20 protein-coding genes and 1 other RNA gene are annotated in these 19,983 nt (G+C 53.6%); 6 read left to right on the forward strand and 15 right to left on the reverse strand.

All coding sequences use genetic code 11. The features are described from left to right. Nucleotides 1-23: 23 nt before the first annotated feature. Complete coding sequence (rpsI, locus tag APA10_RS00870; RefSeq protein WP_003624653.1) at nt 24-512, reverse strand: 30S ribosomal protein S9; 489 nt, start codon at nt 510-512, stop codon at nt 24-26. A 5-nt stretch (nt 513-517) separates the two neighbouring features. Continuing rightward, nucleotides 518-994: a 50S ribosomal protein L13 gene (gene rplM, locus APA10_RS00875; protein ID WP_006115057.1), complete on the reverse strand. Its 477-nt coding sequence runs from the start codon at nt 992-994 to the stop codon at nt 518-520. Between the two features lie 206 nt (nt 995-1,200). On the opposite strand from rplM, the gene APA10_RS00880 reads away from it, so the two are divergent. Together APA10_RS00880 and APA10_RS00885 are read left to right on the forward strand one after the other, a co-directional pair. Beyond that, on the forward strand, nt 1,201-2,532 hold the full coding sequence (locus tag APA10_RS00880; protein ID WP_003629544.1) for a hypothetical protein: 1,332 nt from the start codon (nt 1,201-1,203) through the stop codon (nt 2,530-2,532). Next, the gene (locus APA10_RS00885) at nt 2,532-3,404 is read left to right on the forward strand and encodes an SDR family oxidoreductase (RefSeq protein ID WP_174714363.1); all 873 of its coding nucleotides are present in this window, start codon (nt 2,532-2,534) and stop codon (nt 3,402-3,404) included. Before APA10_RS00880 ends, APA10_RS00885 begins: the two co-directional genes overlap by 1 nt. A 27-nt stretch (nt 3,405-3,431) precedes the next feature. On the opposite strand, the gene phoU is transcribed toward APA10_RS00885, so the two are convergent. Genes phoU through pstC form a run of 4 tightly spaced genes read right to left on the reverse strand, consistent with a single transcriptional unit; the run spans nt 3,432 to nt 6,854 of the window. Next, nucleotides 3,432-4,148: a phosphate signaling complex protein PhoU gene (gene phoU, locus APA10_RS00890; protein ID WP_003629542.1), complete on the reverse strand. Its 717-nt coding sequence runs from the start codon at nt 4,146-4,148 to the stop codon at nt 3,432-3,434. Between the two features lie 17 nt (nt 4,149-4,165). Further along, nucleotides 4,166-4,996, reverse strand: coding sequence for a phosphate ABC transporter ATP-binding protein PstB (gene pstB / locus APA10_RS00895; RefSeq protein ID WP_003629541.1), 831 nt, complete (start codon nt 4,994-4,996; stop codon nt 4,166-4,168). Further along, complete coding sequence (gene pstA / locus APA10_RS00900; protein WP_014457530.1) at nt 4,993-5,868, reverse strand: phosphate ABC transporter permease PstA; 876 nt, start codon at nt 5,866-5,868, stop codon at nt 4,993-4,995. Before pstA ends, pstB begins: the two co-directional genes overlap by 4 nt. A gap of 2 nt (nt 5,869-5,870) precedes the next feature. Next, nucleotides 5,871-6,854 carry a phosphate ABC transporter permease subunit PstC gene (gene pstC, locus APA10_RS00905; RefSeq protein WP_003629539.1) on the reverse strand — a complete coding sequence of 328 codons (984 nt, stop codon included), beginning with the start codon at nt 6,852-6,854 and terminating at the stop codon, nt 5,871-5,873. 264 nt (nt 6,855-7,118) lie between these two features. Between pstC and ilvD the strand changes: the two genes are divergently transcribed. Further along, on the forward strand, nt 7,119-8,987 hold the full coding sequence (gene ilvD, locus APA10_RS00910; RefSeq protein WP_035365815.1) for a dihydroxy-acid dehydratase: 1,869 nt from the start codon (nt 7,119-7,121) through the stop codon (nt 8,985-8,987). 125 nt (nt 8,988-9,112) lie between these two features. Here the strand turns inward: ilvD and APA10_RS00915 are convergent, their stop codons facing one another. The 6 genes from APA10_RS00915 to APA10_RS00940 all read right to left on the reverse strand — a co-directional run bounded on the left by APA10_RS00915 (nt 9,113) and on the right by APA10_RS00940 (nt 15,953). Then, nucleotides 9,113-9,817 carry a hypothetical protein gene (locus APA10_RS00915; protein WP_035365814.1) on the reverse strand — a complete coding sequence of 235 codons (705 nt, stop codon included), beginning with the start codon at nt 9,815-9,817 and terminating at the stop codon, nt 9,113-9,115. Between the two features lie 465 nt (nt 9,818-10,282). After that, nucleotides 10,283-11,278, reverse strand: coding sequence for a quinone oxidoreductase family protein (locus tag APA10_RS00920; protein WP_003629536.1), 996 nt, complete (start codon nt 11,276-11,278; stop codon nt 10,283-10,285). Between the two features lie 102 nt (nt 11,279-11,380). Next, nucleotides 11,381-12,409 carry an FUSC family protein gene (locus APA10_RS00925; protein ID WP_003624626.1) on the reverse strand — a complete coding sequence of 343 codons (1,029 nt, stop codon included), beginning with the start codon at nt 12,407-12,409 and terminating at the stop codon, nt 11,381-11,383. Continuing rightward, nucleotides 12,410-13,942, reverse strand: a complete 1,533-nt coding sequence (locus tag APA10_RS00930; RefSeq protein WP_003629535.1) for a DegQ family serine endoprotease — start codon at nt 13,940-13,942, stop codon at nt 12,410-12,412. It abuts the gene before it with no gap. Between the two features lie 131 nt (nt 13,943-14,073). After that, nucleotides 14,074-14,730: an SGNH/GDSL hydrolase family protein gene (locus APA10_RS00935; protein ID WP_080587102.1), complete on the reverse strand. Its 657-nt coding sequence runs from the start codon at nt 14,728-14,730 to the stop codon at nt 14,074-14,076. An 11-nt stretch (nt 14,731-14,741) separates the two neighbouring features. Then, complete coding sequence (locus APA10_RS00940; protein ID WP_035365813.1) at nt 14,742-15,953, reverse strand: OpgC family protein; 1,212 nt, start codon at nt 15,951-15,953, stop codon at nt 14,742-14,744. Nucleotides 15,954-16,110: 157 nt separating this feature from the next. On the opposite strand from APA10_RS00940, the gene APA10_RS00945 reads away from it, so the two are divergent. Beyond that, complete coding sequence (locus APA10_RS00945) at nt 16,111-17,226, forward strand: Mrp/NBP35 family ATP-binding protein (protein WP_003629531.1); 1,116 nt, start codon at nt 16,111-16,113, stop codon at nt 17,224-17,226. Between the two features lie 74 nt (nt 17,227-17,300). On the opposite strand, the gene APA10_RS00950 is transcribed toward APA10_RS00945, so the two are convergent. Genes APA10_RS00950 through thyX form a run of 3 tightly spaced genes read right to left on the reverse strand, consistent with a single transcriptional unit; the run spans nt 17,301 to nt 18,832 of the window. After that, nucleotides 17,301-17,582 (reverse strand): hypothetical protein, encoded by a 282-nt coding sequence (locus APA10_RS00950; RefSeq protein WP_014457537.1) that lies wholly within the window; start codon nt 17,580-17,582, stop codon nt 17,301-17,303. A gap of 40 nt (nt 17,583-17,622) precedes the next feature. After that, on the reverse strand, nt 17,623-17,901 hold the full coding sequence (locus APA10_RS00955; protein ID WP_003629528.1) for a hypothetical protein: 279 nt from the start codon (nt 17,899-17,901) through the stop codon (nt 17,623-17,625). A 22-nt stretch (nt 17,902-17,923) separates the two neighbouring features. Continuing rightward, nucleotides 17,924-18,832, reverse strand: coding sequence for an FAD-dependent thymidylate synthase (gene thyX, locus APA10_RS00960; protein ID WP_003629525.1), 909 nt, complete (start codon nt 18,830-18,832; stop codon nt 17,924-17,926). Nucleotides 18,833-18,943: 111 nt separating this feature from the next. On the opposite strand from thyX, the gene ssrA reads away from it, so the two are divergent. Both ssrA and APA10_RS00965 read left to right on the forward strand, forming a co-directional pair. Continuing rightward, nucleotides 18,944-19,270: a transfer-messenger RNA gene (gene ssrA, locus APA10_RS14370) on the forward strand. Between the two features lie 176 nt (nt 19,271-19,446). Continuing rightward, nucleotides 19,447-19,983 carry an SspB family protein gene (locus APA10_RS00965; protein ID WP_003629524.1) on the forward strand — a complete coding sequence of 179 codons (537 nt, stop codon included), beginning with the start codon at nt 19,447-19,449 and terminating at the stop codon, nt 19,981-19,983.

Here is a 19,983-nt window from a genome sequence, read left to right on the forward strand (position 1 = left end):
GGTAAACCGTTTTTCCCGACAGATCAGCGCTTGCTGAACTGGAAGGAACGACGAGCCTTGGCGCGACCGTATTTCTTACGTTCAACCTTACGAGAGTCACGCGTAAGGAAGCCAGCAGCCTTAAGGATGCTGCGCAGTTCTGGTTCGTAATGTGTCAGCGCGCGGCTGATACCATGACGAACAGCACCTGCCTGACCAGACAGACCACCACCTGTTACGGTGCAAACCACATCGAACTGGTTGTAGCGGTCAGACACAAGAAAAGGCTGGGTCAGCAGCATGCGCAGCACAGGGCGCGCAAAGTAGGTGCCAACCGGGCGACCGTTAACGGTGATTTCACCCTTGCCAGGCTTGATCCACACGCGAGCAACTGCGTCTTTACGACGGCCGGTTGCATAGGAGCGGCCCTGAGCGTCACGCTTGGCTTCATAAACCGGGGCGTCAGAAGCAATTTCTGGAACCACGGTCTTCAGATCGGCCAGCGTGCCTGTACGTTCCTGAGTTTCAGACATTCTGCTCAGCCCTTCTGCACGTTAACAACGTTCTTGCGGTTCATGGCCGCAACATCAAGCTGCTGGGGGTTCTGGCCAGCATGCGGGTGTTCTGCACCAGCATAAACATGCAGGCTGCGCATCTGCTGACGCTGCAGCGGACCGCGTGTGATCATGCGTTCCACAGCTTTTTCAACCAGCTGACCCGGATTCTTGCCTTCAAGGCGCTGCTTTACAGTGCGTTCCTTGATGCCGCCGGGGTAACCGGTGTGATAGTGGAAGAGCTTCTGATCAGCCTTGCGGCCTGTCAGGGCAACTTTTTCCGCGTTGATGACAACAACGTGGTCACCGCAATCAACATGCGGAGTAAACTGAGGCTTATGCTTGCCGCGCAGGCGCTGGGCAATGATGACGGCGAGACGACCTAGAGCGAGACCTTCGGCATCGATCAGGATCCAGTTCTTCGTCACCTCCGCGGGCTTCAGCGAGAGGGTGGTCTTCATGACACTGATTCCATACTAGAACAGTTGTGTATCCAAGATGGCGCCTTATGCGGTGCCCAAAACAAAACGTCAAGCACTCTTTGCGTTGATGTCTGTATTTTCAGGGGGTTTTCTATAGGTAATATGTTACCGCATCGGCGCTTGCAGCCCCATCCACCATGCACTAAAGCTGGTTTTGTGTCCCGAAACAGTAGGATTTCCAACGGGTGAAGAAGAACGTTCTGGTCATGATTTCCGGCATTGCCATTCTAGGTGGCATTGGTTGGCTTGGTGCACGCCATGCCGAACATCTTATGCTGGACAAAAGCATAGAGCGTTTTAGGCAAACATTGGGGCCTGATGCTTCTTTTACATATAAAAAAGCCACACCCGGCGTTCTGGGGCGCAGTGTAAAGTTTACCAGCCTTGTGTTCCGCCAGGGGCCAGAAACCATAACTGCAGATGAAGCCGAGGTTTCCAAACCCGTTACCAAAGGCTCCGAGTCCCCGCTTATTGAGCACCTTTCCTTCCGTAACTTTCAGATGGCAGATACGGCGGGTAGCCTGCACCTGGCAAAACTGGCCATGGAAGGCGTAACTCTGCCTGTAAAGGAAGATGTGCACACACCAGCGCATACGCTTTCCATCCAACATGCAGAGGCCACAAAACTGCATGGGTTTATTGATAGCCTGCAATCCGACATTGCTGCCGATACCGTTACGGTAGATGACTTTGGAGAAAGCATGGCCTCACACCTTGAGGCCACAAAGCTGCAATTTTCTGCGGATGTGCCCCCTGCCCGCCATGTTTCTGCTGACCATGTTGGCATTGATGGGCTGGATCTGGCTGGATTGTACAATAGCCTTACAACCGGCGCAGCTTATACCGGCCGCAATGGCACCCGTGACATCCAGATTGACCACCTTGCCATTGATGGTGACAGCCCGCTTTTACGCGCTGTGAAAATTCTTTCTCATTCCAGCAAGTCTGAGACCGCCGAGCAGGAGGTTTCCAGCGTGCAGGATGCAGAACTCTGGCCCAGCTTACCGAATCTCGGATGGCTGCCCACCTTGGGTTATGACCACCTACGCGCCTCTCTGGTTCTCAACGATACGCACGATCTGAAAACAGACAAACTGCATATTGAAGAACTGAGTGTAGATGCCGCCCAGATGGGCCGCCTGCACTTGGATGGCGATTTTGCGCAGGCAGGTTCCCACGCTGTTGTAGCCGCAAATGCAGACATGCAGGTTTTACACATGCACATGAACTATATGGATCATGGGCTTGTGCCGAAAATACTGGATCAGGCTGCCAAGGCACGCAACATGAACCTGCAGGATATGCTGTCCGGCTGGCAGGAACAGATCAAGCAGGGCAACAACCCGATTCTGGCCCAGGCACTTACCTATGCCCTGCACCCTGAAAAAGGCCCGCTGGATATCTATATTCAGCCGCAGCGCCCTCTCCCTCTCATGACAGTTCTGGCGTCTTTGGGAGCTGTAGGTGTGGCGCCACAAATTGCACAGCAGGTCGGCCTTTCCCTGCATACGCCGTAATGTTGCCCCTTCATACGCTACAGCCGATGGCAGACCCTGTTCATGTTATTGGGGCATCAGGCCGTTCTGGGCGAGCTGTGTGTCAGGCTTTACTGACACAGGGTGTTCCCGTTGTTCCGATTGTGCGTAACGCCAGCCGGGCAACCGGGTTAGAAAATATCCGTATTGCCGATTTAACAGCCCCGACGGGGATGGTAAAACCTGTATTGGCAGATGCCACGCGCATTGTTTGCACAGCGCATGCACGTAATATCCCAGCCTTGCTGGCTGCTGCGCCGGCTTCTGCCAAACTGGTATGTCTCGGCAGTACGCGTAAATTCACACACTGGCCCGATGCTCACGGCAATGGTGTTCTGTTAGGTGAAAAAGCCCTGCTGGACTCCGGGCGGGATGGCATTATTTTACACCCCACCATGATTTATGGTGCTCAGGGTGAAAATAATGTGCAGCGCCTGGCAGCACTCCTGCGCTTTTTGCCCGTTATTCCTTTGCCCAATGGCGGAACAGCTTTGGTGCAGCCTATCTGGCAGGGAGATGTGACCGCCAGTATTCTGGCTGCACTTGCACAAACATGGCATGGCCCACGCAGCCTTGTGATTGCCGGGAAAAACGCCGTAACCTACAAACAGTTTGTAACTTTGGTGGGACAGGCCAGCGGATTACGCCCGCGCCCCTTTGTTTCATTACCTGCCAAATTGCTTATGGCATGTGCCCGTATAACTTCTCGGGTTCCGGGGCTGCCTGAAATCGGGCCGGACGAAATCCGCCGCCTGCTTGAAAACAAGAACTTCGATATTGCACCGATGCAGAATTTGTTAGGCGTGCAGCCCATAGATCTGCAGGAAGGATTGGCACGCACCTTTACGGGCTAATACGCGCCAACCTTTAGTTCTACAAAATCAAGAATCTTTATGAGCGTCTTTTCTGGCTGCACCGCCGCGTGGGCGCACTGCTGGCAGCATGTTGCCGGTTACAGCGTAGTAAACACGCTCTGCAATGTTGGTGGCGTGGTCACCAATGCGTTCCAGATTTTTTGCAACAAACAGAAGATGGATACACGGGCCAATCTTGCGCGGGTCTTCCATCATATACGTCACCAGTTCGCGGAACATGGCCGTATATAGCTCATCTACAGCCGTATCCGCATTCCACACTTCCATGGCGCGGGTGCTGTCATTTTCCACCATGGCCTCAATAGCCTTGTGCAGGTTTTCCTGCACAAGGCGCGCCATGGCCCGTAACGGGCTAAAGGAAAATGCACCATCCAGCGGCTCCACCTTCATGGCGCGGCGGGCAATGCTGGAGGCGTAATCGCCAATACGTTCCAGGTCACCGCTCATTTTCAGAACGGCAACAATCATACGCAAATCCACCGCCATTGGTGCGCGCAGGGCCAGAATGCGGATCGCCAGCATTTCTGCCTCACGTTCCAGCGCATCCACCTCCGTATCCAGTTCGGGTGGTTCAATCGCGGCTTCTTCGTCCTGATCCACCACTGCGGCAATGGCCTGCGCTGTCTGGCGTTCCACCAAACCACCCATGCGGGCAACAATTCCACGCAGCCGATCAAGTTCCTGATCGTATCGGGTAACGGTATGTGCGGGTTCGTTTCCCATAACGTGTTCCTTTCTGCTCACCCAAAGCGGCCGGTAATATAATCCTGCGTTTGCTGCTCACGCGGGGTTGTGAACATGCGTGCTGTGCTGTCCACTTCAATCAGCTTGCCCATATAGAAAAATGCCACCTGATCCGCACATCGCGCAGCCTGCTGCATGTTGTGCGTTACAATAGCAATGGTGAACTCGGTTTTCAGTTCATCCAGAAGTTCTTCAATACGGGCAGTGGAAACTGGATCCAACGCACTTGTAGGTTCATCCAGCAGAATAACTTCAGGCCGCACAGCAATTGTGCGCGCAATACATAAACGCTGTTGCTGGCCGCCAGACATGGCCGTAGCAGAACTGCTGAGCCTGTCCTGCACTTCAGACCACAAAGCCACGCGCCGCAGGGCATCTTCTACCCGTCCATCCATTTCTGAACGGGAAACACGCTCATGCAGCCGAATACCAAAAGCAATATTATCGTAAATGGACATAGGGAATGGCGTGGGTTTCTGAAACACCATGCCAATGCGTGAACGCAGCACGTTCAGGTCCACCCCGGTGGCCAGAATATTCTGGCCATCGAATATCACCTCACCCGTGGCTTTCTGGCCCGGATACAGGTCATACATCCGGTTCAACACGCGCAGCAGGGTGGATTTACCACACCCTGATGGGCCGATCATGCCCGTTACGCTGCGTTCGGGAAAATTAAGAGAAATATCGTGCAGCGCGTGTGACTTGCCGTAATAGAAATTCAGATCACGCACCTGCAAAGCAATCGGGCGGGCATCTTTTTCTGTCTCAGCAACAGTCACTGTCTGCTCTGCGGCAACGGTTTCCGTTTGGACCTCTACGCTCATGTCCGTCCTCCACGGGTTCCTACCCGCACCACAATATTAATGACCAATACACCAAGTGTAACCAGCAGCGCGCCTGTCCAAGCCTGCTGCATCCAATCCTGATAAGCGGAACCTGCATACTGGTAGATAGCTACGGGCAGGCTGGCCATGGGCCTGTTCATATCAACAGACCACTCGGAGTTCCCCAGTGATGTAAACAGCAGCGGTGCTGTTTCACCTGCCACACGTGCCACAGCCAACAAAACACCTGTAAGAATGCCCCCGCGCGCCGCACGTAAGCAGATAAACAGGATAACCCGCCACTTTGGCGCCCCCAGCGCAATACCAGCCTCACGCATGGCAACGGGCACCAAGTAAAGCATGTCTTCTGTTGTGCGCACCACAATAGGCATAGCCAGAATGGCGAGGGCCAAAGACCCCGCATAGCCAGAGAAATGCCCCAGCGGTGCCACCAGCACCATATAGATAAACAGACCGATCAGAATGGATGGGGCAGAAAGCAGCATGTCAGACACAAAGCGTACCGTGCGCGCCAGCACATTGTTCGCTCCGTATTCTGCCAAATAAATACCTGTTAGCAGCCCAGCCGGTGTGCCCAGCAAAATGGCCAGCCCGGTTTGCAGAAGGCTGCCCATAATGGCATTTGCCAGCCCGCCATTCTGGCCGGGTGCCGCCATGGAATGCGTAAACAGGTTAATGCTCAGCCCAGCCAACCCGTTTTTAACCAGTGTCCACAAAATGGACCCCAGAACACACACAACAATCAGCATGGCCAGCCAGCTCAGGCCGGTTGCCATTCTGTCGGTGATTTTTCTGCGCAACAGAAGCGAAGCAGAACGATCGGACCGAAGGAGAGAACGTGACGTAGCCATTCTTAATCTCCCGCAGCTTTTTGCCCACGGGCCAGAAGCCAGCGAGAGAACCAGAGTGTCAGGAACGAAATTGCCATCAGAATAGCCCCCAGCGCCATGAGAGACGCCAACTTCAGGCTACCCGCCGCACTTTCAGGGAATTCCAAAGCGATAAGAGAAGCAATGGTGTTAGCCGGTGCGAAAAGCGACCAACCAATATGGTTGCTATCCCCAATCACAAAGGTCACTGCCATTGTTTCGCCCATGGCGCGGCCCATGCCCAGCACAACCGCGCCAATCACGCCTTGCCGAGACCACGGCAACACCACGTTGCGCATAACCTCCCACCGCGTAGCGCCCAAACCGTAAGCGCTTTCACGCAATACCGTTGGCATGGAAACAAACACGTCCCGCATAACGGCGGTAATGGAAGGCGTAATCATGATTGCCAGAATAAGGCTGGCGGTGAACAAACCTGTGCCGAATGGTGCGCCAGCTACAAGCGCGGAAAGCCCGGGCACGTGCCCAAACAGATGCCGGGCCGTAGGCTGCACATAATGGGCAACCAATGGCACCACCACAAAAAAGCCCCACATCCCGAAGATAATGGAAGGCACAGCAGCCAGAAGCTGCACAGCCATGCCAATAAAAGCTGCCGCAGCCGGAGGGGCAAGGGCTGCAAGCCAGAATGCGGTACCAAAAGCCAACGGCACCGCCACAACAAGTGCCATCGCACTGCTGACAATGGTACCAAAAACGGGTGCCGCTGCCCCAAAATGCTGGGTAACAGGGTTCCACACCGCAGATATAAGGAATTCAGGGCCAAAAACAGCAAAGGCTTTCCAGCCCCCTACTGCCATCACACCAATAATGGCCCCCAGCACCACCAGAACACCAATACCGGTTGCCATCACCAGCATCCTGAAGAAAGGATCTGCTGTGCGAACACCTCCGGCTGGGTGGTTCTTTTTTGTTGCGGGCAGGGGCTGCCTTGCGGAAATTTCCATCTGCTCTCCGTTCCGAACGTCCGCCGGATGCGAGGAGGAATACTGAACGCCTCCGTCTCCTGCAACATAATCCCCGCAAGAAAGCTGGGTAAAAGCAGATTTGTCACAAAACTGTAGCAGGAAAAACCACTATCCGCCCTTAGGCCGCAATCCCGGCCTGACAGAAGTTTCTTTGTAGTCTAATGTGCAGCCCCCATATATCTGGCGGACGCCAGATTGCTCCGGAACCACACAGCAGACAGAAACCAGAGAGAAGACCCCACCATGGCCGGTTACAGATCCCGCACCACCACACACGGGCGCAACATGGCAGGCGCTCGCAGCCTGTGGCGCGCCACCGGGATGAAAGACTCCGATTTTGGCAAACCCATTATTGCGGTTGCCAACTCCTTTACCCAGTTTGTGCCCGGCCATGTGCATCTTAAGGATATGGGCCAGCTTGTGTGCCAATCCATTGCCGAAGCTGGCGGAATTGGCCGTGAATTCAACACCATTGCAGTGGATGATGGCATTGCCATGGGCCACGGCGGCATGTTGTACAGCCTGCCCTCGCGCGAGCTGATTGCCGATGCCGTGGAATATATGGTGAACGCACATTGTGCGGATGCGCTGGTTTGCATCAGCAACTGCGATAAAATTACGCCGGGCATGCTTATGGCCGCCATGCGGCTGAATATCCCCACCATTTTTGTTTCCGGCGGCCCGATGGAAGCCGGACGTGTAACACTGGCGGATATTGAACAGCGGGCAGACCTTGTCACTTCCATGGTTTCTGCGGCCAACCCGAATGTGAGCGATGCCGATTCGCTTGCCATTGAACGTTCGGCTTGCCCTACCTGTGGTTCCTGCTCCGGCATGTTCACCGCCAATTCCATGAACTGCCTGACAGAAGCTCTGGGCCTTTCCCTGCCCGGCAATGGCAGCCTTGTAGCCACACACTCCGCGCGCCGTGGTCTGTTTGTAGAAGCTGGGCAGCGCATTGTGGATATGGCCCGCCGTTATTATGAGCAGGAAGATGCCTCTGTGCTGCCACGCAGCATTGCCACCATGGATGCGTTTGAAAATGCGATGTCAGTTGATATCGCCATGGGTGGTTCCACCAACACCGTGCTGCATCTTCTGGCCTCTGCGCATGAAGGCAACGTGCCCTTTACCATGAAGGACATTGATCGCCTTTCACGCAAGGTGCCGCATCTGTGTAAGGTTTCCCCTTCCCGCCCGGATGTACATATGGAAGATGTGCACCGCGCGGGTGGCATTCCGGCCATTATGGGTGAGTTGGATCGGCTAGGCCTGTTACACCGCGATGTGCCGATGGTGCATTCCGCCAACCTGCCCGAAGCCTTGAAAAAATGGGACATTCGCGCACCGGGTGCTGAAACCAACACCACAGCGCGAGACTTCTTCCGTGCCTCTCCGGGCGGGGTGCGCACTACGGAAGCCTTCTCTCAGTCCAGCCAATATCATGAACTGGATATGGATACGGAAAACGGCGCCATCCGTAGCGGGGCACATGCCTATAATCAGGATGGCGGCTTGGCTGTTCTATACGGCAATCTGGCCGAAGATGGTGCCATTGTTAAAACAGCAGGTGTTGCCGCTGGTTTGGAAACATTTTCTGGTCCGGCCCGTATTTTTGAAAGCCAGGATGCCGCAGTTTCCGCCATTCTGGGCGACAAAATCAAACCCGGTGATGTGGTGCTGATCCGCTATGAAGGCCCCAAAGGCGGCCCCGGCATGCAGGAAATGCTCTACCCCACCAGCTATCTGAAATCCAAAGGATTGGCTGAAAAATGCGCCCTGATTACGGATGGTCGTTTTTCAGGCGGTAGCTCTGGCCTTTCCATTGGCCATATCTCCCCCGAAGCCGCCGAAGGTGGCGTGATCGGCTTGGTTGAGGAAGGTGATATTATTGAAATTGATATCCCGAACCGTAAACTGGCTGTAGCGGTGCCAGAAAGCGAACTGTCTGACCGCCGCGCCCGTATGGATGATCTGGGGGATCAGGCATGGCAGCCCAAGCGTGACCGCGTGGTTTCCAACGCGCTGAAGGCCTATGCAGCCCTCACCACCAGTGCTGCCCGTGGTGCCGTAAGAGATGTTAGCCAGCTTACGCGGCGGACGCCTCGTTAAGACACGGTTTCTCAACACATCAAATAACAAAAAGCCCCGGTGGATATTTTCCACCGGGGCTTTTTGTTGCGTTTTAACCGTGCCGGATATCACCCCAAAAAGATGATATCCAAGCAGCTAAAATCTTACTGACCAGCTACTGGAGGCGCTTCAAGCGGAGCTGCCGGAGGAGCTGTCTGTGTTGCCGGAGCAGGAGTAGCGGCTACGCTATCACCAGCCGGAACAGCAAGCTGCTGCCCATTGGTTGGCGGCTGCAGCACGTTTTCATTGGTGATAACGTAGGAGATGGATTCCGCACGCGTAATATCCACCACATCGCCAATTTTCAGGGTCGCCAGAAAATCCTGCATGGCCTGGGTACGCAGAACAGCAACATGCAACGCGCCGTCGTCCGTAACAAAGGAAGCCGTGTGGGTATTCAGGTCAATCGCCTTAATGGTGCCACGTTCACGGTTGAAAGCTGCAATCACGCCGCGTGGATGACCATGCGCATAACCACGTGCTGTTGTAAGCGTGGATTCGGGCAGCGGGCTATCAGGCGGCGCCATCTGTGCGCCCAGTGTTTCTACAAACCGAATCTTGAGGTGATCACCCTCATGCAGGTGCGGCAGGTCACGCACAGCGCTACCGTATTCAACGGTGATCAGATGCCCATTGCCTTCACGCAGCAGCACTTCACGCGCATCACGGTCCACTGTTTCAACCACAGCGGTTGCGGTCTGGTTTTTCAGAAGCACGGAAGCCTGAGCATGAGCTGCGGAAGGAGCAGCAGCCAAGCCAGCTACAGCGAGCGTGCACACGGCCACTGAACCTGTGACCAAAGAAGACATACGGGAAACGAGAGGATGCAACGCTCTTAATCCTTTCCAACATCAGTCTGATGCAGCCATGCGCCAGACACTGGGTTATTTTAATGCCCGTGATACAATGGTTTCACCATAACACAAGCCATGACGCCATGTTATGGGGTCTGACAACGACGCGATCAGAAAACAGAAAGCCCGTCTGGCAGACCAGACGGGCTTTGCTGCATGAAATCTGCAAGAAGCAAATTTTATGCGCAGGACTTCTTCTTACGCAGGAAATACACCACTGTTGCAATCAGTCCGGCAACCAGAAGGCCACGCACACACGGAGATTTCGGGCACTTAACCGCACACTTGGACATGTTCTGTTATCCTTGATCTATTCCACCCGTTACAATCAGGCAGATACGTTATCCTACCCTATACGGGCCTGCACGTCATGCCATTGAAACGCATGTTGGCATATGTTCATGACAGCTGCGCAAAAAGCTAAACTGTTAGAATCGTGCTGCCGGTTGTGCGGCGCGATTCCAGCGCCCTATGCGCTTGTTCGGCTTCTTTTAGCAAAAAGTGTTGACCAATTTCGGGTTTCAACACCCCTTGCTCTACCATTGCAAACAGTTCCTGCGCACTGGCCTCCAGTTCCTTGCGATCTGCAATATATGTCGTCAGAGAAGGACGTGTCAGATACAAGCTGCCATGTGCACTTAAAGTTCCTACGGATACACCCGTAACCGGCCCGGATGCATTTCCATAACTGACCATAAGCCCACGTGGGGCAAGGCAGTTCAGGCTGGTTTCAAAAGTATCTCGCCCAATGCTGTCATACACAACGGGCACCATTTTCCCGTCAGTCAGATCTCTTATCCGCGCAGGTAAATCTGATGTACCAATAACAACATCCGTAGCCCCGCAAGCCTTGGCAATAGCTGCTTTTTCTTCTGTAGATGTCACACCTATTACACGCGCGCCCAAACGCCGTGCCCACTGGCAGATAAGCTGCCCGACCCCTCCGGCCGGGGCATAAACCAGAATATCCTGCCCTGCACGCACATGGTACACTTGGCGCAACAACATATGGGCTGTAAGGCCCCGTAAAGTGACAGCAGCCGCAATATCAAATGGAATAGTATCAGGCAGCACCACCAGCCTGTCTGCCGCAATGGTGCGATAACGGGCATAAGCCCCCAAAACTCCTGCGTAGGCAACCCGCATACCTGGCTGAAGATGCTGCACACCTTCGCCCACTTTTTCCACCACGCCCGCTCCCTCGTTTCCGGGAATGGCTGGCAAAGCGGGAAACGGATACAGGCCAGAGCGAAAATAGGTATCTATAAAATTAACGCCTATGGCTTCCTGCCGCAGAAGCACTTCCCCTTTTTGAGGCTGGGGAACAGGAAGAGTTTCAACACATAATACATCCGGTGGGCCTGTATGATGCACACGCACGACTGTGTTGAGATCGCTTGCCATTTCTTGCCTCATTTTCTGCTGTCCGCTGCATAGCCCTCCGTCATCTTCCCAAGCACAACGGCAGCCAGACAGGTTTACAATGCTCCAAACATGTCGGCCCTACCTTCCTGAAAGTCAGGGCCTGTCTGCGTCATCCTCACCCAGAAAACTGATAATATGCTTCAGATCAGTCAGCAGGATTCCCACAACAAAACGTATAATCGGGTCTGCCGTTTCATCTTCTGCCGGAAGGGCTGAAATAACTTCTGCTGCCACGCGGCTGTCATCCCCTGAACGGGCCGTGGCTTCATCATTGCAACGCTGAATAACCCATTGAAACCCACGCAGAAGGCCCGCGCTAATTGTGGCCACCTGTTGTGGGGGAATAGTGGCGCCGGAATGTGGAAAACGCAGCATGGCACGTGCCACCACCAATGCATCCATCTGCAATTGCCGCACTTCCTTGGGAAGTTGCGCCAGCATGGGGTCTCGTTGCTCTAGCGGCTTCCAATGTTCACGCCGTGCCTCTTCCAACGCGGCCTGAACCTTGCGCAAAGACGCCGCGCACTCATCATTCATGTCCTGAATGGTCACCCAATCTGTGTCTCCAGAACGGGCTTTTTGCAACATGGCCACAATTTGCGTCACTGTTTCCGCTGCGTTGCGGAAGGCATCCCGCCGTGCCTGTTCATGCAGCACAACGTATGTCACCAATGTGGAAACCCCTACCCCGATCAAAATAGCCAGCACACGCTCAATAGGACGGAGGTACGGATCTCCCTCTGAGGGAAACAAAGTGGCAATCATGAGTGTGACCACACCCATGCGTGCTTCGGGCTTCCAACTGACCAACACGGCCAATGGAATAAAGGCAATTGCAAAGGCCTCCCACAACGGCCAGCGCAAAAACATCATCAGCGTAATGGGCACAATACTGGCAACTGCACCAATAAGGGTGCCAACAATCTGATCTCGCCCTTTGGAAATGGTATCCGTAATACTGTTTTGCGTGACAATAACGGACGTAATAATGGCCCAACCTGGTTCCTGCAGATTGGTCAGCCACACCATAAAACCAGAAAGGCCGACGGCACTCAGCAGCCGTACGGTCTGCCGCGCCACAGCGTTGTTCAGCCATGGCGCCTGAATAGAAAATGGAATCATTTATTGAGACGTATCTTCACCCGTTAAGGAAAACGGAATCCAACGCAACCCATCTGAATCATGCACAAGCAGCAGAACAGAACGCTTTTTGTCCTTCTTGGCTGCTTCAATCCGTTTTTTCAGATCTGCCGGTGTGTTCACCTCGGCCTGCTGCACTTCGGTAATCACATCTCCGGGCTTTAACCCTCGGTCTGCGGCAAGACCATCCTCCTGCACAGATGTAACCAGCACCCCTTTCTGATTGGCAGACAGGCCGTATTTCTGCCGGGCTGCCGTATCAATGATGCCAACAGAAAAACCAAAATCTGCAAAACTGACGGTTTCTTTGGTTTTAGATGGAGCCGTTGTTTTCTGAGGCGTTTCATCCGCAGGTTCTGGCAAAGCTGCAATGGTAACTGGCAGATCCAGAGTTTTGCCATGCCGCCATACGCCAAGATGCGCCACACTTCCTACGGGCAGTTGGGCAGAAAGACGCGGCAATGCTTTGCCTTCAATGGGCTGTGCGTTCAGTGACTGAATGACGTCCCCAGTCTGCAATCCGGCTTTGGCTGCTGGGCCATTTTTTTCCACACCGGCCACCAAAGCGCCGCGTGCAGGTGTAAGCCCCAGACCATCAGCAATATCCTGCGTGACATTCTGGATTCTTACACCCAGCCACCCGCGTGAAACCTTTCCGGTTTTACGCAGTTGTTCGACCACATTGCGGGCCTCGTTGGAAGGAATGGCAAACCCGATACCAACAGAGCCGCCAGAGGGCGAATAAATGGCTGTATTTACGCCAATAACCTGCCCATTCATATCAAACAGCGGGCCACCGGAATTGCCCTTGTTGATGGGCGCATCTGTCTGGATAAAATCATCATACGGGCCTTGGTCAATATTGCGCCCGCGTGAGGAAATAATACCGGCCGTAACGGTGCCGGACAAACCAAACGGGTTGCCAATAGCCAGCACCCAATCCCCTACCCGGTGGCTGTCACTATTACCGAACTGCACAAAAGGCAGCGGCTTTTTGCTTTCCACCTTCAGCAGGGCAAGATCTGTTCTGTCATCATGGCCAACAGCCTTGGCCGTTAGCACCGTATTATCCTGCAAGGTGACCGTAATGCGGTCTGCCTTACGGATAACGTGGTTGTTGGTCACAATGTAGCCGGTAGGGTCAATAATAAAGCCAGAACCCAGTGCCTGCATCCGCCGAGGTGGTGCATCTGGCTCGGTCTGCCTGTTCATGAAATCATGAAAGAATTTCTCGAACGGAGAGCCCTGCGGAAAATTGGGCATCTGTGGCAGTTGGTCATCTTCATCATCATCGTCCGAATCTGCCCGCACGGTCTGGGTGGTGGACACATTCACCACAGCGGGCAAAAGCTTTGCCGCCAGATCTGCAAAGCTTTCCGGCACGCGCTGCGCCACCACTACAGGCGGTGTAGCCGTAGCAGCCTGATCTGCCCGTGCAGGATGCACAAAACTTGCACCCGCCAGCAAAAGGCCAGACAGAGAAAAAACACGGGCAAAACGGACAGATATACGCATGAAGAAACAGTCTTTCTGTCAGACAGCGGCAGGAAAATGTATTCTGAGTTTATGGCATGAACGTGCTGAAAGGTCAGCCCGCTTTACACATGCGGTTTTTGTTCTGCCCATATCAGCCTAATTTAAAGCCGTTACCCCTCCGCCAGTTCCAGCACCCACGTCGCAACGGCCTCACCTAACAATTGGTAACCAGTATCCCCCATATGGATACCATCGGGCGAAAGGTCTTCGCGCCCTAAACCGTATGTTTTGCTCCACTGCTTCATCATCTCAAAACGTGGGAATACTGGCATTTCCAGCTCCTGCCCCAGTGCGTGCACAGAAGCCTGAAAAGCCGGTGCCACAGGGCATTCATCCAGCAAACGGCACCATTGCAAATCCATGAGTGCAACGTCTGCTCCGCTTTCGCGCAGCGCTCGCAGATCATCGCGCGTTATCTGCTCAAAATCTGTCAGATTTACGCCTGTTAGCGGGTCATTTACACCGCCTTGCCAGATTACAAGATCGGCCTTGTCTGCCAGAACCTGCGCCAAGCGGTCATGCATCTGCACAGCCCCCTGCCCACCAATACCACGATTAATGACTTCCAGCTTATCCGGCACGGCAGCACGCAATGTTTGCTCAAAAACGCCTGCGTAACTGGTCGCAATGGATGAAGCGCCCACGCCTTCCGTAGAGGAAGAGCCAAACAACGTAATTTTTACAGGCTTTTTATACTGCAAAAGTCGGGCCACATGCGGCAGGGTAGAAAGCTTCGTTAAGGGCATGATGTTTCCTTTATGATGCAACCAACTCTGCGTTACTTACTGGCCGCCAACGCAGCACGTTGGCGTGTGCGGCGGGCATCCAACCAAGCGGCCAGCCAGAACAATACAGCCAGCCCCACAATGTTGACCGCCACCTGCAAACCCCAACCTTCACCAAACGTGCTGAAAATGAGCCGTGCGTATAAATCCAGCACCGTGCCCACCACAAAGATTTCCAGGGAATGACGGCCAACCCGTGCCAGAATTTGCCCCAGTTTGCTTTCTGCTGCCCACTGCCGCGCTTTATCTGAAGACTGAACAAGATAAAAAATGGCCACAACATCCAGCAGACGAAACGGAGAAAGCCATGTTTTGGCAGGCGCTATGGAATCTCCAAACGGGCGGAAATCTGGCAACCCCCACAACGTCCAGGGGAATGCCTGAATGGCAGAAAACACCAGATACAAAATGCTGGCGATCACCAGTAACCGCTTCTGTGGCAGATCACCCCCGCGCCGTTCGGTTTCGGCAGAAGCCGTCAGCCCCAGCGCAAACAGAAACTGCCATGCAAATGGATTAAAATACCATCCGTCTGGGTCCAGCCAGTTGGGAAAGTTGATTTCCGGATCAAAATTGACAAACAGCCACACAGCGCCAGACAGCACGAGCGCAAGGGAACGATGCACGCGCATCAGCACATAAAAAAGCGGAAACCCACCCAGCAGAACAATATACAGGGGCAAAATATTAAGGTTGCTGGGCAAGGCATCAAACATCATCACACGCCAGACCCAGCCCATGCCATGCGCCAGTTCTGGCTCCAGATAATCGACTGAAACTGGCGTAAAATGGCGCCATGCCCGCACGGTGAAGACGTAAGCCGCCACCATAATGGTTTGGCCAATGTAAAGCTGCACACACCGGCGGAAAATCCGCTTTAGAATTGTGGGCACACCATATTTTCTAAAGCCGCGCCCATATGCCAACCATGATGCATAGCCCGCAAGCAGCACAAACACTTCCGCTGCATCTGCAAACCCGACATTGCGCATGGTAAAACGGTTGAGCAGGTTTTGAGGGATGTGGTCTATAAACATCATCAGCAGCGCCACACCACGCATGGCATCAATCCGATGATCTCGCCCTCGGCCTGCAACAGGCTTGGGTGGCTGTGCAAAGACAACACCAGATCCTGAAGTTTTTTCAGCCTGTGAGGTCATTTTTTCCACCCGGCCATCCGCCACTGCATTTACCATGTGCGTCATCTACCGGCCTCGTCTGTTCTGTGCCAGAAAAAATCTGTCACACACAGAAACCACGCCAAACCTGCACAACGTCCCGCGCAGGCCCTCCCCTTGACGGCAAGCCATACTTGCTGTTGCCAACACAACAGACCTCATCACCTTTAACAGGAGCAAAATTGTGGCCCAGCCTCCCTCCGTTTCCTCTCAGGACATCGCGCGTGTTCTGGAAAATGTAAAAGACCCACAAACGGGCAAAAACCTGCTGGCTTATGGGCATCTGGAAGGCTGTTCACTTACGGAGGGCAAACTTTCCGTGGCCTTTGCAGTCGCGCGGGAACACGCCCAAACCATTTCTGCTTTATGTGATGATGCGGCCCGTCAGCTCGAAACCCTTCCGGGTGTGCAAAGTGCCAGTATTATTCTTACCGCACATCGCCCAGCCGGAGCTGCAGCAAAACCCAAGGCCGCAACTGGTGGGCATCGTCCTTTAGGAGGTGTGGCACCGGCTGATGGCAATGCCCCCATTCTTCCCGGTGTAAAAACCATTATTGCCGTGGCCTCGGGCAAAGGCGGTGTGGGCAAATCCACCACAGCAACCAATCTGGCCGTTGGGCTTGGTTTGGAAGGCCTAAAAGTTGGTCTGCTGGATGCAGATATTCATGGTCCTTCCCTGCACCGCATGTTGGGCGCAACGGGCAAACCTGAAGTTATAGAGGGCAAGCTGCAACCTGTTGAAACATGGGGCATCAAGGCAGTTTCCCTCGGCATGCTGGTAGATGAAAAAGCCGCCATGATCTGGCGCGGCCCCATGGTGATGGGCGCCATCAATCAGCTGCTGACGGATGTAACCTGGGGAGATCTGGATGTGATGGTGGTGGATCTGCCGCCCGGCACCGGTGATGCACAGCTTTCTCTTACACAAAAAGTGCCTTTAACCGGCGCGGTTATTGTTTCTACCCCGCAGGATATCGCACTGATTGATGCGCGCCGCGGCGTGACAATGTTTGAAAAAGTAAATGTGCCCGTATTGGGCCTTATTGAAAACATGTCCTACTTCTGTTGCCCGAATTGCGGACACAATACAGAACTGTTTGGCCATGGCGGCGCCAAGAAAGAAGCCGAAGCCATGGGTGTGCCTTTCCTCGGCGAAGTTCCACTATTGGCAGACATTCGCGCAAGCGGAGACAAAGGCGTGCCCGGTATTATTGAAAACCCGGATGGTGAAGGTGCCAAAGCATGGCGCCACATTGCACATACAGTTGCAGAAATGCTGCGGCCACAACTGCAAAAGTAAACAATTTTAACAGAAAAACCGGTCATTCCCTTTATGCAACGGGAGACCGGTTTTCTTACACATTGAACACGTGGTTATTTGGATTTTGGCTTATGTGCCGGAGGTGCTTTTGTACCTTTTTTGAAAAAAGCACGACATTTGGGGCTGAGCTTATCCTGCTTACGCTCCATGCATTGTGTGATTTTCTTTTCATTGGGAATAGCCAGCGCACAAAGACGTAGAGCATCCCCTTTGCAAGCTTCTGTCTGCTTTTCCCGCAATGTGTCAGCATGAGCAGGATACGCCAGACCGATCATAGCCACCCCAGAAAACACTATAGAGATACGTTGCATAAAATTTGTCATTCTATCCCCCATTAAATTTCAGAAATTGCCAATTATCTGTAACAAGCTGCTCTTACGGGTCGAGCTTAGGGCAAATGTTTTTCATTCCACCCTGCGCCTTATCACAGAATTGAAAATGCCAATTATCTTTGGTGGCTGGGGCATTCAAAAACAAAACACCCCATATAACCACCAGCACAACAGCAACAACCACGAAAGGCCACAATGGCGGCAAATATGTAGGCTTAAAAGGTTGCCGTAACTTTTTACCGTGTGAACCTTTCTGCACAATTTGCTCAAAGAGGGGTGTTTCCCCTTTGAATGCGTTTGTTTCATCCGGCTTGTTTGTCATGGTCAGGATAACGCTCTAGCAATCAGCCTTTCAGGCTCGCCAACATTTCATCCCATTCACGACGGCTCAGGCCAGAGCCTTTCTGCTCCACATTCTCTCCGGCCAACATACGACGCAGAACCTGCATCATAGTTGCAGAGAATGTGACTGCGCCACGGCGATATTCTTCAAAAGCGCTGGCTGTTACCGGCACCCATGCATGCAGAATTTTCAGCATGATTTCTGCATAAACCCGGATTTCATACTGCGCATGCGGGTCGATCCGCAGGGCCAGAAAGTGCATGAGGTTATGAAGATCTATTTTCCAGTACCACTGGGTATAGGTATTCAGGGTCAGGTTAATACGGCCCAGTTCACGCGCCAGCCCATACCCGTTTTCTGCATCCAGCATTTTTTCGTAATCACGATACGTCCGCATGGCATCATCGCGCAGAATATCCAGAACCTCGGCTGCCTGTTCTGGAGCCAGAATCTGCCCCCGGCCCTGACGGTTTACTTCACTCTGTGCGGCCATATGTTCTGGGGCGGGTAGATAAAATTCACTGTCCAGAATGGAATAACGTGCAGAATATTCATTCACGCTGGCCATACGATGGCGAATCCACTGTCGTGCCACAAAGATGGGCAGTTTGACGTGAAATTTCATCTCGCACATTTCAAACGGTGAGGAATGGCGATGGCGCATCAGATAGCGGATCAGCCCCGCATCTTCTGAAACCTTGCGAGTGCCCCGACCGTATGAAACACGGGCCGCCTGCACAATGGCGGCATCATCCCCCATATAGTCAATAACGCGCAAGAACCCATGATCCAGCACTTCCTGCGGTTCATACAGCATAGCTTCCAGCGCCGGCACGGTAGGCCTGCGCGTGGCAAAGGTTTCCTGCCCGTGAGCTGCTATTTCCGCCCGCTGTTCTTCCGTAAGTGCCATGCCGCCTTATTCCTAACCGTGGTCTGAATTCAGACCTCCATACTCCATAGCGCCCCTTGGATGCCAGCCCGCAGATACCACTGCCACACGTTGTAATTTTCTTGGCGTAAACACCTTGCGCAGCCTTACACTCCTGCCTATGTTTGGGGTGTGAGAAGTTCGCTTCTGACTATGGCAATAAACGGGATATGGAATAGGCGTAGTGGACCCGGGGGCGGTACCCGGCGTCTCCACCAATCATCCGGCCTTGCAAAGGTTTGGACAGATGGGGACGAAATAGGCTCGACACGCGCAGTAAAGATGTTCTTTTTGCCCGGTATTGTACCACCGTTATCGGGCTATTTTTACAAGTGCCAATGATAACACTGAGGTGCTCGCTGTCGCTGCATAAGCGATAAGCGCGGTTCGGGAGGGCACCGGGCAACAGAAGCCCTCCCACCTCATTTTCCAAGCTCAGCTTCGTATTAAAACGTTATACTCCGGCCTGCATGGCTGGTGTTGCAACAAACATGCCCGGCGTGCTTGCGCTTGCGTGATCTTTCGCGCATCCCTGCGTTATATAAGTACTGATCAAAAAGCCGGGCTAACCCCGGTGGCGGCAAGGAGCAAATAATATGGCTGATGACCACGACCCCACACAGGACGACTCTCTTTTTCCGGCTCCCAGCCTGCTGCCTTATGAACGCTGGCTGAATGAGGCCTCACGCAGTGTGATGTTGAATGCGCTCGAACATGTGAGCCGTGAAGGGCTTGCAGGAGAGCACCATTTCTATCTGACTTTCCTTACGGATTTTCCCGGCGTGGATATTCCTGCCCGACTTCGCGCCCAGTATCCGCATGAAATGACCATCGTGCTCCAGCACCAGTTCTGGGATCTGAAGGTAGACCGGAAAGCAAAAACTGTTTCTGTCGGCCTTTCCTTTGGGGGTGTTGGCTCCATACTGGTTATTCCTGTGCAGGCTATTACTGGGTTTGCTGATCCTGCCATAAGGTTCAGCCTGCATTTTGCTGCCATGGAGCCAACGGAGGAACCCGCGCCGGAAGAACCCACCACTGGCCAGCCCGAACAGGACGGGCCGGAGGAAAGCGACTCGTCCTCACAGGTCGTGAGTCTTGACGCTTTCCGCAAGAAAGGACCATCACCCGCCTGA

It is taken from the genome of Acetobacter pasteurianus subsp. pasteurianus LMG 1262 = NBRC 106471, assembly GCF_000285275.1.
Taxonomy (GTDB): Bacteria; Pseudomonadota; Alphaproteobacteria; order Acetobacterales; family Acetobacteraceae; genus Acetobacter; species Acetobacter pasteurianus.